16 protein-coding genes are annotated in these 16,724 nt (G+C 61.5%); 14 read left to right on the forward strand and 2 right to left on the reverse strand.

What is annotated here, in order from left to right:
* Positions 1-5 precede the first annotated feature (5 nt).
* The 5 genes from folC to YQ44_RS05650 all read left to right on the forward strand — a co-directional run bounded on the left by folC (position 6) and on the right by YQ44_RS05650 (position 5,686).
* On the forward strand, positions 6-1,304 hold the full coding sequence (gene folC, locus YQ44_RS05630; protein WP_071322545.1) for a bifunctional tetrahydrofolate synthase/dihydrofolate synthase: 1,299 nt from the start codon (positions 6-8) through the stop codon (positions 1,302-1,304).
* Between the two features lie 24 nt (positions 1,305-1,328).
* Positions 1,329-2,303, forward strand: coding sequence for an SPOR domain-containing protein (locus tag YQ44_RS05635; RefSeq protein ID WP_071322546.1), 975 nt, complete (start codon positions 1,329-1,331; stop codon positions 2,301-2,303).
* Positions 2,304-2,323: 20 nt separating this feature from the next.
* Entirely contained in the window at positions 2,324-2,812 is a 489-nt protein-coding gene (locus tag YQ44_RS05640) for a CvpA family protein (protein WP_071322547.1), read from the forward strand.
* Between the two features lie 39 nt (positions 2,813-2,851).
* Complete coding sequence (purF, locus tag YQ44_RS05645; protein WP_071322548.1) at positions 2,852-4,375, forward strand: amidophosphoribosyltransferase; 1,524 nt, start codon at positions 2,852-2,854, stop codon at positions 4,373-4,375.
* Positions 4,376-4,444: 69 nt separating this feature from the next.
* Entirely contained in the window at positions 4,445-5,686 is a 1,242-nt protein-coding gene (locus tag YQ44_RS05650; RefSeq protein WP_071322549.1) for a cystathionine gamma-synthase family protein, read from the forward strand.
* An 85-nt stretch (positions 5,687-5,771) separates the two neighbouring features.
* On the opposite strand, the gene lexA is transcribed toward YQ44_RS05650, so the two are convergent.
* The gene (lexA, locus tag YQ44_RS05655) at positions 5,772-6,407 is read right to left on the reverse strand and encodes a transcriptional repressor LexA (RefSeq protein WP_071322550.1); all 636 of its coding nucleotides are present in this window, start codon (positions 6,405-6,407) and stop codon (positions 5,772-5,774) included.
* A gap of 250 nt (positions 6,408-6,657) precedes the next feature.
* Between lexA and YQ44_RS05660 the strand changes: the two genes are divergently transcribed.
* The 8 genes from YQ44_RS05660 to YQ44_RS05695 all read left to right on the forward strand — a co-directional run bounded on the left by YQ44_RS05660 (position 6,658) and on the right by YQ44_RS05695 (position 13,913).
* Positions 6,658-8,979, forward strand: coding sequence for a zinc dependent phospholipase C family protein (locus tag YQ44_RS05660; RefSeq protein WP_156894701.1), 2,322 nt, complete (start codon positions 6,658-6,660; stop codon positions 8,977-8,979).
* Positions 8,980-9,113: 134 nt separating this feature from the next.
* On the forward strand, positions 9,114-9,500 hold the full coding sequence (gene rpsF, locus YQ44_RS05665) for a 30S ribosomal protein S6 (protein WP_010400028.1): 387 nt from the start codon (positions 9,114-9,116) through the stop codon (positions 9,498-9,500).
* Between the two features lie 20 nt (positions 9,501-9,520).
* A complete protein-coding gene (priB, locus tag YQ44_RS05670) occupies positions 9,521-9,829 on the forward strand; it encodes a primosomal replication protein N (protein WP_071322552.1) in 309 nt (102 codons plus the stop codon).
* Positions 9,830-9,844: 15 nt separating this feature from the next.
* The gene (gene rpsR, locus YQ44_RS05675) at positions 9,845-10,135 is read left to right on the forward strand and encodes a 30S ribosomal protein S18 (RefSeq protein WP_010400024.1); all 291 of its coding nucleotides are present in this window, start codon (positions 9,845-9,847) and stop codon (positions 10,133-10,135) included.
* A gap of 27 nt (positions 10,136-10,162) precedes the next feature.
* Complete coding sequence (gene rplI, locus YQ44_RS05680; protein ID WP_034783456.1) at positions 10,163-10,618, forward strand: 50S ribosomal protein L9; 456 nt, start codon at positions 10,163-10,165, stop codon at positions 10,616-10,618.
* A 135-nt stretch (positions 10,619-10,753) separates the two neighbouring features.
* Positions 10,754-12,139, forward strand: a complete 1,386-nt coding sequence (locus YQ44_RS05685; RefSeq protein WP_071322553.1) for a replicative DNA helicase — start codon at positions 10,754-10,756, stop codon at positions 12,137-12,139.
* A gap of 94 nt (positions 12,140-12,233) precedes the next feature.
* Positions 12,234-12,860, forward strand: a complete 627-nt coding sequence (locus tag YQ44_RS05690) for a DUF47 domain-containing protein (RefSeq protein ID WP_010400015.1) — start codon at positions 12,234-12,236, stop codon at positions 12,858-12,860.
* Positions 12,861-12,899: 39 nt separating this feature from the next.
* Entirely contained in the window at positions 12,900-13,913 is a 1,014-nt protein-coding gene (locus YQ44_RS05695) for an inorganic phosphate transporter (protein ID WP_071322554.1), read from the forward strand.
* A 46-nt stretch (positions 13,914-13,959) separates the two neighbouring features.
* Here the strand turns inward: YQ44_RS05695 and YQ44_RS05700 are convergent, their stop codons facing one another.
* Positions 13,960-14,856 carry an MBL fold metallo-hydrolase gene (locus YQ44_RS05700; RefSeq protein WP_071322555.1) on the reverse strand — a complete coding sequence of 299 codons (897 nt, stop codon included), beginning with the start codon at positions 14,854-14,856 and terminating at the stop codon, positions 13,960-13,962.
* Positions 14,857-15,045: 189 nt separating this feature from the next.
* On the opposite strand from YQ44_RS05700, the gene YQ44_RS05705 reads away from it, so the two are divergent.
* Positions 15,046-16,668: a GAF and HD-GYP domain-containing protein gene (locus YQ44_RS05705; RefSeq protein ID WP_071322556.1), complete on the forward strand. Its 1,623-nt coding sequence runs from the start codon at positions 15,046-15,048 to the stop codon at positions 16,666-16,668.
* Positions 16,669-16,724 lie beyond the last annotated feature (56 nt).

Below are 16,724 nucleotides of genomic sequence, written 5' to 3' on the forward strand. Positions count from 1 at the left end.
CTCCCATGCAAAACCTCCCCATCACCCTGCCAGACTGGCTCGCCATGCTGGAAACCCGGCATTCGGAAACCCAGATCAACATGGGCCTGGACCGCGTGCAAGCCGTCAAGGCGCGCATGCAGCTGGCTTTTACCTGCCCCGTGATCATGGTGGCGGGCACGAATGGCAAGGGTTCCACCTGTGCCATGCTGGAATCCGTGCTGTTGCGTGCCGGCTACAAAGTGGGGCTGTACATCAAGCCGCATTTCCTCGATTTCAACGAGCGCGCGCGCGTGCTGGGCGAGATGGCCAGCGACGAACAGCTCGTCGCCAGCTTCAACTTTGTTGAAGCCGTGCGCGGCGACACGCCACTCACGTATTTTGAATTCACCACCCTGGCCATTTTGCAGCTGCTGTCGCAAGCAAAGCTGGACGTGGCCATCCTGGAGGTGGGCCTGGGCGGGCGCCTGGACGCCGTCAACGTGATCGACGCCGACGTGGCCATCGTCACCAGCGTCGATATCGACCATACGGATTACCTGGGCGACACGCGCGAAGCCATCGGCTTTGAAAAGGCCGGCATCTTCCGCCCGGGCAAGGCGGCCATCTGCAGCGACCCCGTGCCGCCGCAGTCGCTGATCGACCATGCCGAAGCCATCGGCGCCGACCTGTGGCTGATGGGCCGCGATTTCAATTATTCGGGTGACAAGCAGCAGTGGAACTATGGCGGGCGCGAACAGCGCCGCAATTCGCTGGCCTACCCGAGCTTGCGCGGCGCCAACCAGATCCTCAACGCGACGGCCGTGCTGGCGGCGCTGGAAGTGCTGAAGCTGAAACTGCCGGTGGGTGCGCAGGAAGTGCGCACGGGCCTCGTGACGGTGGAATTGCCGGGCCGCTTCCAGGTCTTGCCTGGCCGCCCCAGCGTGATCCTCGACGTGGCGCACAACCCCCACGCGGCCTCGGCGCTGAACCAGAACCTGGGCAATATGGGTTTTCACCCGTACACCTACGCCGTCTTCGGTTCCATGCAGGACAAGGATATCGATGGCGTACTGGCCGCAATGGCCGAACATGTCGACCACTGGTGCCTGACAGGCCTGCCTTCGCCGCGTGCGGCCACGGCATCGGAACTGGCGGCCAAGGTGCAAATCATGCTCGAAGATAAGCCCGACAGCAGCGAGCATACTGTGTCTATTTTCGATGATCCGGCACAAGCTTTTGCAAATGCAATGAGCCGGGCCGGTGAGAATGATAGAATTGTGGTCTTTGGTTCTTTCCTCACCGTTGCCGGCGTGATGAAGGCCCGAAAATCCTCACTTCACTGAAACGCACTCGACTGAAAATCACGCATGGGCTTGTTCTCGAAACTGTTTAAAAACAAGCAAGAATCCTCTGGCGAAGACAGCGGCTTTTATGTCCCTGGCGAAGCACAGTCGCCGACCCGCAAGCGCGCCGCCAACACTGCCGGTGGCGGTGGTTCGCGCCGTGGCGGCAAGGAAGCGCCGGATCCGGTCTTGCCTGAAAAGAAACGCGCGCGCCGCCGCCTGGTCGGGGCCATCGCCCTGGCCCTGGGCGTGGCCGTCGGCTTGCCGATGCTGCTCGACTCCGAGCCGAAGGCGCCCGTCAACGATATCGCCATCGACATTCCGTCGAAAGAGAAGGTCGCCGCCGCGCCCGCGCCCGCCCCCGTGCAGGCCGTACCGGCCCCGGCGTCGGCAGCGAACAATGGCCTCGACCAGTCCGAGGAAATCGTCGATGCGCCGCTGCCTCCGGCAGCCAAACCTGCTCCGGCGCCCGTGCTGGCCGCGGCCCAGCCCGTGCCGGCCAAGCCCGCCTATGTGGAGCCGAAAGCGGAACCGAAACCCGTCAAGCCCGAACCGAAACCCGAGCCGAAGCATGAAGCGAAGCCGGAACCAAAGCACGAACCCAAGCCGGAAACGAAGCCCGAGCCCAAGCATGAAGTGAAGCCGGAAGCCAAGCCCGAAGCGAAACCGGCCAAGCCGGCGCAGTCTGCCGACGATGCGGCGCGCGCCCTGGCGATTCTGGAAGGCAAGCCGCTGGACAAGCCGCAAGAGAAGGCGCACGACGCCGGCAGCGGCAAGTTCGTGGTGCAGGTGGCGGCCCTGGCGACGCAGGACAAGGTGGACGAATTGCAGGAAAAACTGCGCGAAGCGGGCATCAAGTCGTATACGCAGAAAGTCTCCAGCCCTGCAGGCGAGCGCATCCGCGTGCGAGTGGGGCCGTTCGGCAGCCGCGACGATGCGGAAAAGACGCGCGCCAAGCTGCAAAAGCTGGGCCTGGGCGGTAGCCTGGTGCCGGCGTGATGATGCAAGGCTGAACGCGCGTGACGATCTTCGATTACCTGGTGCTGTTCGTGCTGGTGACGTCCGTGCTGATCAGCATGATGCGTGGCCTGGTCAAGGAAATACTGTCGCTGGTCAGCTGGATCGTGGCTTTCGTCATTGCCAATGCGTATGGCGCCACCCTGGCGAAATTCCTGCCGGAAGCCGTGCCGGGCGAAGCCATCCGCCTGTTGCTCGCTTTCGTGGTGCTGTTCATCGGCGTGCGCATTCTGATGGGATTGCTGTCCATGACGGTCGATGCGCTCGTCAAGGTGACGGGACTGAGCCTGGCCGACCGCACCCTGGGCAGCCTGTTTGGCCTGGCGCGGGGCCTTGTGATCGTGCTGACCGCCGTCATCTTGTGTGGCATGACGTCCATCCCGCAGCAGCCATTCTGGAAAAACGCGCTGCTCAGCCCGGTCGCGGAACAGGGCGCGCGCGCCATCAAGCCTTATCTGCCTGCCGCCTATGCGCAGCATGTGAAATTTTGAAATTTTTTTAAAATCAGTAGCACAGTTTAGGAGCACACCATGTGTGGCATCGTCGGCGTCGTTTCCCATCAACCTGTCAATCAATTGCTCTATGACGCATTGTTGCTCTTGCAACATCGCGGCCAGGACGCGGCAGGGATTGCGACCAATCACAGCAGTATGTTTTCCATGCACAAGGCCAATGGCCTCGTACGTGACGTCTTCCGTACGCGCAACATGCGTTCGCTGCAAGGCACAACGGGCATCGGCCACTGTCGCTACCCGACGGCCGGTTCGTCGAGCGAAGAGGAAGCACAGCCGTTTTATGTGAATGCGCCGTTCGGCATCACGCTGGCGCACAATGGCAACCTGACCAACTGGGAACAGTTGAAACAGGAAATGTTCAAGAACGACCGCCGCCACATCAATACCGATTCCGACTCGGAAGTGCTGCTCAACGTGCTCGCGCATGAAATCCAGGAAGCGACGACGGGCCTGAACCTGGACCCGGACGCCATCTTCAAGGCCGTGACCGTGCTGAACCGTCGCGTCAAGGGTGGCTACGCTGCCGTGGCGCAGATCGCCGGCGTGGGCTTGCTGGCCTTCCGCGACCCGCACGGCATCCGTCCGCTGTGCCTGGGCATCAATGAAACGGAGCAGGGCGCCGAATACCTGATCGCGTCCGAATCCGTGGCCCTGGAAGGCATGGGCTTCCGCTTCGTGCGCGACATCGGCCCCGGCGAAGCCGTCTTCATCGACGCCGACAAGCAATTGCACAGCCGCCAGTGCGCCGACAACGCCAGCCTGAACCCGTGCGTGTTCGAGTTCGTCTACCTGGCCCGTCCCGATTCCGTCATCGACGGCGCCTCCGTGTACGCCACGCGCCTGAAAATGGGCGAATACCTGGCCGAAAAGATCCGCACCGAATTACCCGGCGTGCATATCGACGTGGTCATGCCGATCCCCGATTCCTCGCGTCCGGCCGCCATCCAGCTGGCCATGGCGCTGAACATCGAGTACCGCGAAGGCTTCATCAAGAACCGCTATATCGGCCGCACCTTCATCATGCCGGGCCAGGCGGCGCGCAAGAAATCCGTGCGCCAGAAGCTCAACGCGATCCCGTCCGAGTTCAAGGACAAGGTCGTGCTGCTGGTCGACGATTCCATCGTGCGCGGCACCACCAGCCGTGAAATCGTGCAGATGGCGCGCGAAGCGGGCGCGACGAAAGTCATCTTCGCCTCGGCCGCGCCTCCGGTGATTTACCCGAACGTGTACGGCATCGACATGCCGACGCGCGACGAGCTGATCGCCTATGGCCGCACGACGGAAGAAGTGTGCCGCGAAATCACGGCCGATTACCTGGTGTACCAGGATATCGGCGCGCTGAAGCAGGCGATTGCCGACGTCAACCCGGCCCTGACCAGTTTCGAGGCGTCGTGCTTCGATGGCGTGTACGTGACGGGCGACGTGTCGCAGGAATACCTGGACCGCCTGGAGTACGCGCGCCACCATCCGAAGGCGGCAGCGCCCGAGGATACGCCGCGTTCCCAGCTGAACCTGAACCTGGCGACGACGGAAGCATAATCGTCCAGCCCGGCCTGCGCCGGGCTTTTTTTTGTCTGACTTTTTCACTGCCTTGCGCACCACCCGACCATGAGCGACAACAAGACTTACGGCTTTACCACCACCATCCTGCATAACGACCGTCGCAAGGGCATCGAGCACGGTTCGCTGCACAAGCCCGTGCACACGTCCGTCGCGTTCGGCTACGGCGATGCGCGCCAGCTCGCTTCCGTGTTCCAGGGCAAGGAGCCCGGCTTCCGCTACGGCCGCCAGGGCAATCCGACCGTTTCCGCGCTGGAAGACAAGGTCAACAAGATGGAGGACGGCGTGGCCACGCTGTGCTTCGCCACCGGCATGGGCGCCATCGGCGCCGTCGTGCAGGCGCTGCTGCGCGCGGGCGACCACGTCGTGTCGTCGGCCTTTCTATTCGGTAACACCAACAGCCTGTGGCAGACGGTGACGGGGCAGGGCATGGCCGTGTCGTTCGTCGACGCCACCGATGTGGCCAACGTGGCGGCCGCCATCACGCCGGCCACGCGCATCGTGTTTGTCGAAACCATCGCCAATCCGCGCACGCAGATCGCCGACCTGGCGAAGATCGGCGAGTTGTGCCGCGAAAAAGGCATCCTGTATATCGTCGACAACACCATGACGACGCCGTATTTGTTCCGCCCGAAAGCCGTGGGCGCCGGCCTGGCGGTCAATGCGCTGACCAAGTCCATCGGCGGCCACGGCAATGCACTGGGCGGCAGCTTGACGGACACGGGCGTGTTCGACTGGACGCAATATCCGAACATCCTTGACAATTATAAAAAGGCGGCGCCGGCCCAGTGGGGCATCGCGCAAATCCGCGCCAAGGCCTTGCGCGACTTCGGCGCCTCGCTGGGACCGGAAGCGGCGCACCATATCGCCGTCGGCGCGGAAACCATGGCCCTGCGCATGGACCGTACCTGCTCCAACGCCCTGGCGCTGGCGACCATGCTGCAGGCGGATCCACGCGTGGCTGCCGTGCATTATCCGGGCTTGGCCTCGCATCCGCAGCACGCGCTGGCAACGGACTTGTTCCGCAGCTATGGCTCCCTGTTCAGCTTTGAGTTGAAAGACGGCATCGACTGCTTCGATTTCCTCAATCGCCTGAACCTGGCTATCCCGGCCAGCAACCTCGGTGACACGCGCACCCTCGTCATTCCCGTTGCCCACACGATCTTTTACGAGATGGGCGCCGAGCGCCGCGCCAGCATGGGCATCGCCGAATCGCTGATCCGCGTCTCCGTCGGCATCGAGGACGAGGCGGACCTGCTCGAGGATTTCCGTAATGCGCTGGAGGCATAAAACGCCCGGGCGATAAAAAAGGGCCGCAACAGCATGACTGTTGCGGCCCTTTTTGCGTTTTACGTGCGACAGCTGCCAGGAAAAATCAATGCCAGCTGCGCATCAAGCCAACTGCCAGCCCTTCCAGGGCGAATTCGTCTTCCGGCGACACGGTAATGACCTTGAAATCGGGGTTTTCCGGCAGCAGTTCGATGACGGAGCCCGTCTTCTTGTAGCGCTTGACGGTGACTTCGTCGCCGATGCGGGCGACGACGATCTGGCCATTCTTGGCGCTGTCGACCTTCTTGACTGCCAACAAGTCGCCATCCATGATGCCGGCGTCGCGCATGGACCAGCCGCGCACCTTCAGCAGGAAGTCGGGCTTGGCCGAGAACAGGGCCGGGTCGACGTTGTAGCTCGCTTCCAGGTTTTCCTGCGCCAGGATGGGCGAACCGGCCGCCACGCGGCCGATCAGCGGTAGCGACATCAGCAGCGCTGCCGGCACCTTCGATGGCAGCGTTTCGGCCGCCGCGCCGATCAGGCGGATGCCGCGCGACGTGCCTGGCGAAATCTCGATCGCGCCCTTGCGGGCCAGGGCCTGCAAATGCTCTTCGGCCGCATTGGCCGATTTAAAACCCAATTCATTGGCAATCTCGGCGCGGGTGGGAGGAAAGCCCGTATTTTCAATCGCGTCCTTGATCAGGTTCAGGATTTGTTCTTGTCGTGCTGTCAGCTTGATCATGAGCGGTGGGTGCATACTAAAATGCTGTCTATATGAACAGTCTGTATTTTTGTACAGTATCGCCGACTATGCAAGCCCAATTTCACCATTTCGCAAAATAATTCACCGATCGGCTTGTTCCTGGCGCGATCACTTCAATTTATTGCCAATTTGCAATTTTCTCTGCTAGTATGCGCATGATATTTTTTTGGCAATGTGGCATCCGGGCCATGTGTGCCTCTCTTCATCCGTAAAACTATAAAAGGATTCCATGATCGACCGATGTGGTAAGCGTTTCACCTTGCTGGCTGGCTTGCTGGGCATCTTGTTTGCCGGGAATGCGTGCGCCTTTACCCTGGGCACGCATGTCTGGGTGGGGCAGCAGGTCATCAACGATCTGGCGGACGATGGCAAGATCACTATTGTATTGCAGGGAAAGCCCGTCACCCTCGAAGTGCCCGCGCATGTGCGCAGCGCCATCCTGGCGAACCAGACGGAGTTCTTGCTGGGGAATATAGGTCCCGACTCGGCGCCGGATATTCTCGTCGGGCAAACCATCGTCCATCCCGGCATCGAAGACGGCTGGAAGACCAACGACTGGCTGCGTTTCCTGCTCAACAGCGCCAGGGGTAACGCCGCGGGCACGGCATACGCCTATGGCTACCTGGGGCATGCCTCGGCCGACATGTTCGCCCATACGTATGTCAATCAGTATGCGGGAGACATCTTTGACCTGGCCGATGAAACGCTGGTGGAGCAGCGGCATATTGCGCTCGAGGGCTTTATCGGGAGGCTGACGCCGCCGTTGCGCGACCACACGGGCAGGCAGCTTGGCGCCGTGCGCGCCTTGATCAAGCCCAGCGATGCATTCGGCACGTTTGTGCGCGACACGCTGGTGCTCAACGATACGGTGCAGGAGCAATACAGCCGCGGCAAGTATGGACGGCATTTGGCGGCCTACCATGCCTACCGCAAATCCATCGACGCGATGGTGGCCAATCCTGCGTGGAACCAGCTCGACGTCGCGGTCGTGCGGCTGTTTGCGTCGAACTGGGGCGTGGCGCTGTCGTCGAACGACGCGCAAAAGATCATCGACAAGGCCAATGTCATCATCCCCAAGGTGCAGGCGGGCGAGGACCGCATCCAGTCCCTGGCAAACGATCTGGTTAATGCCACGCAGCATCTTGACGATGCCTTGTTCAGCGGCGTGAAGACGGCCACGCAGACGGTATTCAGTGTCGAGCAGGAGATACTCCAGCTGCACCTGCAGATTTCCAGCAAGGAAAGCGAGTTGCGCCGCAAGGCAAGTTGCCCGAAAAAATGGCAGGATCCGTTCGGCTATCATGCATGTCAAAAGGCAAACGATGTAATCGACTCCATCAATGGCTCGGTCAATGCGGCCCTGGGCTCGCTCAATGGCAAGCTGGCGGCCAAGCGGCAGCAGCTGTTGCAGGCCAGCATCGCCGTGCGCGATGCTGCGGTGGCATCGCAAAAGCTGGTGCAGATCGTCAGCAATGCCGCCATTGATTTCAGCCAGCGCATGGGGCAGAACACGTCGCCGATCAAGGGGCCGCTGATGGGCTGGCGCAATGATGTCGATGTTGCCATGCGCGAATATGTGAAGGCGACGAGCCAGTCATTGCTCAATTCCACGGACCGGGCGGCCAGCGCGACCGAGCCGTTGTCGCGCTGGTTCGATTGCTATCACATGAGTATTCTCGGTGTGGCGCAGGAGCTGTCCGGGTGCGAGCTGCGCGACGGCGCCAGGAATGTGGTCTGGGCGGTGGACCGGGCGCTCAAGCTGGCCGAGGACCTGGCGTTTGCCGGGGACCTGCTCGGCTTGCCGACGCCTTCCGAGATCCGCGCCTGGCGCGACGAGCAGATTGCCAGCGCCAAGGACCGCCTGATGGCGGAAATCTTCGACCGCCTGCTGCCGCGCGAATTGCAGGATATCCTGGCGCTGTTCAGCAAGGACATGGACGATGCCGCCCTGAACGACTATTTCAGCCGCCCCGAGCGCCATAATGACAAGAATCTGCTGATGATTCCCGACCTTGCCGCGCGCGTGCGCGCCGAGATGCGCGTGACGGATGGCGCCTTCGATCCGCAGCGATATGCGGTGGCCTATAACGCCGTCGTGCTGGCCAAGCTGTCGCTGCTCGATACGGCGGGTTTGGTGGCGTTGGGGCAACTCGCTGGGGCGGCGCCGGAAGCGGGGCGCTCCGTGTTTGCGCAGACCGATAACGTCATCGCCGACGCCATCGCCAGCATCGACGGCAATCACCAGTGGATGGCCGTGCCGCCGCCGCGTCCGAACGCCGTGGGCGCGCCGTATGCGCAGCCGGCGTCCTACGCCGCCCCGGCCGGTTTCGTGCCATGGCGTCCCGCCGTGCGCAGCGCGCTGTTCCGCGGCTTGTTCAAGGGGCCGCTGTCGTCCGGTATCGACGTGGCTGGCGAGCTGGGCTTCCCGACATTGTTGCCGAGTGACTATCCTTACCGCCCTTGCAGCGGATATCCGTTCCCGGACAGCGCTGCGGACCAGGCTTGCCAGGGCATCAAGATCGTGCCCGTGCTGCAGTTGTTGCTGGACTAGCGGCCAGGCCCCCGCGCCAGCATGCGCGGGGGCTTGATCGTTGGCGTAAAACCGGCTATACTCTCCGGCTGACCTTCCCACACCTGTCTTGACGCCGGGGTGGGCGATTATCAATCCGACCTGAAGGAGTTTGCATGCGTCATTATGAAATAGTCTTTATCGTCCATCCGGACCAAAGCGAGCAAGTGCCCGCGATGATCGAACGCTACAAAGCCAGCGTAACCACCCGCGGCGGTTCGGTTCACCGCGTGGAAGATTGGGGCCGCCGTCAAATGGCTTACTCGATCCAAAAGCTGCCTAAAGCACACTACATCTGCCTGAACATCGAATGCGACAACGAGACCCTGGTCGAGTTGGAAACAGCATTCAAATTCAATGATGCCGTGTTGCGTCACCTGACCGTTAAAATGAAGAAAGCTGAAACAGCTCCTTCGCCGATGATGAAATCGGTACAACGCGAAGACGCGGCCAAAAGCCACCGCACCGAAGCACCAGCAGCCGCTCCAGCCGCAGCAGCTTAATTCTTGACCAGGATCGTGCGCTGAACCAGCTACAAGTAACCGCCATCATTGCCGAGCGCGAAATATTGCGCTATACCCCGGCAGGGCTGCCGATTGTGAATGCAGTATTGCAGCACAGTTCGCAGCAGATGGAAGCAGGAATTGCCCGTTTGACCGAGTTTGATGTTGCCGCGCTTGCCGCTGGCGAAATCTCAGGCCGGTTCAGCCAGGCAAGCTTGGGCGGGGTATATCAGTTCACGGGTTTCCTGGCCAGGAAAAGCCGCAACAGCAAGAGTTTGGTGTTTCACATCATTGATTTTAGTGCAGTCACCCCGACTAGCGCATTTTAGATACAGGAGCCTGACATGGCATTCGGTAAAAAGTTCGACAAAAATAAGCTCAAGCTTAAAGAAAAACGCAAACAGCAAAACCCTTTGTTCAAACGCAAGAAGTTCTGCCGCTTCACGGCAGCTCACGTTGAGCAAGTCGACTACAAAGACGTCGACACGCTGAAAGACTTCGTCCAGGAAAACGGCAAGATCATGCCAGCACGCCTGACCGGTACCAAAGCGCACTACCAGCGCCAAGTCGACACCGCAATCAAGCGCGCCCGCTTCCTCGCGCTGCTGCCATACACCGATCTGCACCACGCTTAATCGGTCAGATATTCCTGGAGAAGAACTATGCAAATCATTCTGTTAGAAAAAGTTGTTAACGTCGGTAACCTCGGCGAAGTCGTCAAAGTCAAAGACGGTTACGCACGTAACTTCCTGATCCCGCAACGCCTGGCACGTCGTGCTACGGCAACCGCTGTGGCTGAATTCGAAGTCAAGCGCGCCGAACTGGAAAAAGCTGCTGCCGCCAAACTGGCCGCATCGCAAGCCCAGGGCGAAAAACTGAGCGGCCTGACCGTTCAAGTTGCTCAAAAAGCTGGCGTTGATGGCCGTCTGTTCGGTTCCGTCACCAACTTCGACATCGCTGAAGCGCTGACCAAGCAAGGTTTTGCTGTTGAAAAAGCACAAATCCGCATGCCTACCGGCCCGCTGAAGATCGTTGGCGAGCACAACGTTTCGGTTGCTCTGCACACCGACGTGGTCGTGGAAGTCGTTATCGCTGTCGTACCAGACGCGAACGCGTAATCGTCTGCGGGCCTGGCCCGCAAGCGTTGCCGCACTATGAAAAGCCGGGTTCGCCCGGCTTTTTTGTGGCCTTTTTTTCGCTCAATTTCAGCCCTTTATTTTTGCCGACACGCCGAAGCGGGTATAATTCGCGCCATGAACGCCCCCTCTGATCCGCAACTGGATTCCCTCCGTATTCCGCCGCATTCGATCGAAGCAGAACAATCCGTCATCGGTGGTCTGCTGCGCGACAATGCCGCCTATGACCGCATTGCCGACTTCATGCATGCGGAGGATTTCTATCGCTATGACCATCGCATCATCTTCGAGCAAATCGTCAAGATGGTTAACGCTTCCAAGCCAGCCGATGTCATTACTGTTTTTGAAACCCTGACCCAGCTCGGCAAGGCCGAGGATGTGGGCGGACTCGCTTACCTGAACGCCATGGCGCAAAACACGCCATCGGCCGCGAACATCCGGCGCTACGCCGAGATCGTGCGCGACCGCGGCGTGCTGCGCAAACTCATCACCGTCGCCGACGATATCTCCGGCACGGCCTTCAGCCCGCAGGGCAAGGAAGTCAAGCAGATGCTTGACGAGGCCGAGTCGAAGATCTTCGCCATCGCCGAAGAGGGCGCGCGCGGCGCCCAGGGCTGGACCGCCATCCAGCCGCTGCTGACGCAAGTGGTCGAACGCATCGACGAACTGTACAGCCGCGACAACCAGAGTGAAATCACGGGCGTGCCCACCGGTTTCATCGACCTCGACCGCATGACCTCGGGTCTGCAGCCGGGCGACCTGGTGATCGTGGCGGGACGTCCTTCGATGGGCAAGACGGCGTTTTCCGTCAACATCGGCGAAAACGTGGCCATCGACAGCGGCTTGCCCGTGGCCGTGTTCTCGATGGAGATGGGCGGCGCCCAGCTGGCCATGCGTATGCTGGGCTCGGTTGGTCAGCTGGACCAGCACCGCCTGCGCACGGGCCGCCTGAACGACGAAGACTGGCCGCGCCTGACGAATGCGATTCAAAAGATGAACGACGCCCAGTTGTACATCGATGAAACGCCGGCGCTCAATTCCATCGAATTGCGCGCCCGTTCGCGCCGCCTGTCGCGTCAATGCGGCAAGCTGGGCCTGATCATCGTCGATTACTTGCAGCTGATGTCGGCCAATACTCCCGGCGACAACCGCGCCACGGAGATTTCCGAGATTTCGCGGGGCTTGAAAGGCCTGGCGAAAGAACTCGGCTGTCCCGTGATCGCGCTGTCCCAGCTGAACCGCTCGCTGGAACAACGCCCGAACAAGCGTCCTGTCATGTCCGACTTGCGCGAATCGGGCGCTATTGAGCAGGATGCCGACGTGATCCTGTTCATTTACCGCGACGAGGTGTATAACCCCGACTCGCCGGACAAGGGAACGGCCGAAATCATCATCGGTAAACAACGTAACGGTCCAATCGGCAGCATCCGCCTCACCTTCATGGGGCAGTACACCAAATTTGGCAATTACAGTGGTGGCCTGGCGCTTTACCAAGGCGACTAAGACTCAGCAGCACTGGCAATTCCATCGGCCGCCCCCGACAAGGGGGCGGCTTTCTGTAGTAAATAACACGACTCAATGCTTAACGGAGAATGACATGTTTGGACGCTTGATGCCCACTGAGGGCAAGTTTTTTGAATTGTTTAACCAGCACGCGGAACTGTGCGTCAAGGGCGCGAAAGAGATGCTCGGCCTGATGACCAATTTCGACGACCTGGAAAACCGCGTGCATGCGATTGAAAGCATCGAGAAACAGGCGGACAAAGTCACCTACGCCACCGTGGAAATGCTGCACAAGACCTTCATCACGCCGATCGACCGCGACGACATCCATCAGCTGATCACGCGCCAGGACGACATCCTCGACCTGCTGGAAGACGCGGCGCAGACCGTGTCGCTGTACGACCTGAAAGCCGTCACGCCGGAAGCCAAGCGCCTGGCCGAACTGGTGCTGGCCTGTACCGAAAAAGTGCGCGACGCCGTCGCCATGCTGCACAACATGGATAACTCGCGCAAGATCGTCGCCATCTGCGAGGAAATCGACCGCCTGGAATCGGATGCCGACCACGTGATGCGCGCCGCCATGTCCAAGCTGTTCCGCGACGAGCCGGACGTGCGCAACCTGATCAAGCTCAAAGCGATCTATGAAATTCTGGAAACCGTGACAGACCGTTGCGAAGATGTGTCCAACATTATCGAAGGCATCATCGTCGAAAACGCGTAACAGCGTCTGTCCTGAAACAGAATCAGAAAAGAAAAATCCATGCAAACCATCCAAATGAGCATCTACGTGCTAGGCCTGCTTGTCATCCTGGCGCTGCTATTTGACTTCATGAACGGCTTCCACGATGCCGCCAACGCGATCGCCACGGTGGTCTCGACGGGCGTATTGAAACCGCAGACCGCGGTTGCCATGGCTGCCACCTTCAACTTCGTCGCCATCTTCGTCTTCCACCAGCTGACCGTGGCCGCCACGGTGGGCAAGGGCACGATCGACCCCGCGGTGATCGACCAATATGTGATATTTGGCGCCCTGATGGGCGCCATCGTGTGGAACCTCGTCACCTGGTACTACGGCATTCCATCGTCGTCCTCGCACGCCCTGATCGGCGGCCTGGTGGGCGCCGCTGTCGCCAAGTCGGGCACGGGCGCGCTGATCTCGGCCGGCCTGTGGAAGATCGTGCTGTTCATCGTGCTGTCGCCGGTGCTGGGCTTTTTGTTCGGTTCGCTGATCATGCTGCTGGTGTCGTGGATTTTCGTGCGCTCGACGCCGCGCCGCGTCGACAAATGGTTCCGCCGCCTGCAACTGGTGTCGGCCGCGGCGTACAGCCTGGGCCACGGCGGCAACGATGCGCAAAAGACCATCGGCATCATCTGGATGCTGCTGATCGCCGCCGGCTACTCAAGCACGACGGACGCCATGCCACCGATGTGGGTCATCATCTCGTGCTACACGGCGATCAGCTTCGGCACGCTGTTCGGCGGCTGGCGCATCGTCAAGACCATGGGCCAGAAGATCACCAAGCTCAAACCGGTCGGCGGCTTCTGCGCCGAAACGGGCGGCGCCATCACCCTGTTCGTCTCGACGGCGCTGGGCATCCCCGTGTCGACCACGCACACCATCACGGGCGCCATCGTCGGCGTCGGCTCGGCACAGAAAATGTCGGCCGTGCGCTGGGGCGTGGCGGGCAACATCGTCTGGGCCTGGATCTTCACGATCCCCGCTTCCGCGTTTGTCGCCGCCATCGCATGGTGGATTGGCCGCCATATCATGTAATGGATAGCCAACGCCAGTAAAAAGGGAGCCTTGCGGCTCCCTTTTTTCATGCCCCGGCCAGTTCCACCGTCAGCCCCTCGTAGGCGAGGAACACCTGCAGGCTGCCCAGGCGGCCCGCATGGCGGCCCATCACGTCGGCAAACACGGCTTCCAGTTGCTCGTCGCTGCGGGTCGGCTCGTGGTGGGTGCAGTACAGGCGCCGCGCGCCGCAGCGCAGGGCCAGTTCGAAGGCGGCGTCGAAAGTGCCATGGCCCCAGCCCTGCTTGCCCGGGTATTCCTCGCGCGTGTACGAGCAATCCATGATCAGCGCCTCGACGCCGTCGACCAGCGCGTCGATGCTGGCCTGGCGCTGCGCATTGCGCGCCGCGCAGGCCGCGTGTTCGGCGTGGCCGGGCGGATGCGGGTTGTAGAACGGTTCATGGTCGCCGCTGAAAAACAGCGAGGCGCCAGCGCAGTCGATGCGGTAGCCGAGGTTGACGACCGGGTGGTTCATCTCCGCGCCGCGGACGCGCGCGCCGCCCACGTCGACGGCTTCGCCGGGCGCCAGGGTGCGGTACTCGATGCTGGCCGCCATGGCCGCCTCGCTGACGGGGAAGTAGCTGTCCTGCAGCTGCACCGCCATCACGTGCTCGATGCCGCGCCCGCTGCGCGCGTCGAACGCGCCGTGCAGGCGCATGCGGTTGCCGGCCACGAACAGGGGCGAGAACATGGGCAGGCCGTGGATGTGGTCCCAGTGGCTGTGCGTGATGAAGACATGCGCGTCGACGCGCTGGCCTGCAGGCAGTTGCTGCGCCAGCGAAAAGATGCCGCTGCCCGCATCGAGGATAATCAGGCTGTCGTCGTCGGTGCGCACTTCGATGCACGTGGTGTTGCCGCCATAGCGGGCCGTGCGCGGACCGGGGGAGGGGATGGAGCCGCGCACGCCCCTGAACGTGAATTTCATTCAGTACCTTGTTACTGTGTAATTATTGTTGATTCTATTCTAATTAATGAGATTGGCGGCAACATTTGTGTGTGTTGCAACACGGCAATTTATTTCATTTTGATGTAATTGAGTAATGTACAGTGCGCGGGGTGGCCGTTACACTGGCGCTTGCCGACTTCCCTTTTTCCTTACCTGATCGCGTCCCATATGCCTCAGCTGCACCCTGAGAAAATCGCCCACAGACTGGAGCAATTGACCGAGCTCAGCGTCGCGCTAGGCGATGGCCTGGGCGGTCAGGGGCGCGACATCGGACCGCTGCTGCAGCGCATCGTGCTGCTGGCAAAAAGCATGAGCGGGGCCGATGGCGCCACCCTGTACCGGCCCGCCGCGGACGGACGCCAGCTCGATTTCCACATCAGCGTCAACGACAGCCTGGGCATCGGGCAGGGCAACGACATCGGCTTGCCAGGCGTGCCGCTGTTCGATGGCGCCGGGCAGCCGAATCTGGCCTCGGTGGCCGCGTATGCGGCCAACCAGCGCCGCAGCGTGAATATCGCCGACGTCTACCGCGACGAGGCCTTCAATTTCTCCGGCATGCGCGCCTTCGACCGCCACCACGGCTATCACACGCAGTCGATCCTGACGGTGCCCATGAACGACCATGAGGGCGACCTGATCGGCGTGCTGCAGCTGGTGAACGCCAAGGATGCCGAGACGGGCCAGGTGCGCGCGTTTTCTTCCACCGACCAGCGTTTCATCGAGGCGCTGGCGGCGCAGGCGGGCGTGGCGCTGACGAACCAGCTGCTGATCTCCCAGCTGGAAGAGCTGCTCGAGTCCTTGGTCACCCTGATCAATATCGGCATCGATGAAAAGTCGCCGTACACCGGGCGCCATTGCCAGTTCGTGCCCGAGCTGACCATGCTGCTGGCCGACGCCGCGCATGCGACCGACAGCGGGCCATTGGCCCAGTTTCGTCTCAGCGACAATGAACGCAAGCAGCTGTGGCTGGCCGGCCTGCTGCACGACTGCGGCAAGATCACCACGCCCGTGCACGTGGTCGACAAGGCCACCAAGCTGGAAACCATCTTCGACCGCATCGCCCTGATCGACACGCGCTACGAAGTGCTGCTGCGCGACGCCGAGATCGCGGCCTTGCGCCAGCAGGCGGCGCAGCCGCAGCAGCAGGACGCCATCGCGCAGGCGCTGGAGCAGGAGCAGGCCGCGCTGCGCGAGGAGCGCGACTTCATCCGCCGCGCCAACGTGGGCGGCGAAGGCATGGCGCCGGCCGACCAGGAGCGCGTGCGGCAGATCGCGCGCCGGCGCTGGCGCGCGGCCGACGGCGAGCTGCGCGACTTCCTCGATGCCGACGAGACGGAAAACCTGACCATCCGCTTCGGCACGCTGACGGCGGCCGAGCGGGCCATCGTCAACAACCATATCAGCGTCTCGATCCGCATGCTCGAAGCGCTGCCATGGCCGAAGCACCTGCAAAAGGTGCCGGAATACGCGGGCGGCCACCATGAACGCATGGATGGCAAGGGCTATCCGCGCGGCCTGACCAAGGAGCAGATGTCGGTGCCGGCGCGCCTGATGGCCATCGCCGATATCTTCGAGGCGCTGACGGCGCGCGACCGGCCCTACAAGAAGGGCAAGTCGCTGTCCGAATCCCTGCGCATCCTCGGCAATTTCAGCCTGAACGGGCATATCGACCCGGAACTGTTCGACGTCTTCATCCGCAGCAAGGTCTACCTGACCTTCGCCGAAAAGCACATGCATCCGAGCCAGATCGATGCCGTCGACGAGGCCTCCATTCCGGGCTATACCCCTTGAAGCTGGCGCCGGCCCTGCGCAAGCATGGCGCGCGCTGGCTGCTGGGCGTGGCGCTG

This window comes from Janthinobacterium sp. 1_2014MBL_MicDiv (assembly GCF_001865675.1).
Lineage (GTDB): Bacteria > Pseudomonadota > Gammaproteobacteria > Burkholderiales > Burkholderiaceae_D > Janthinobacterium.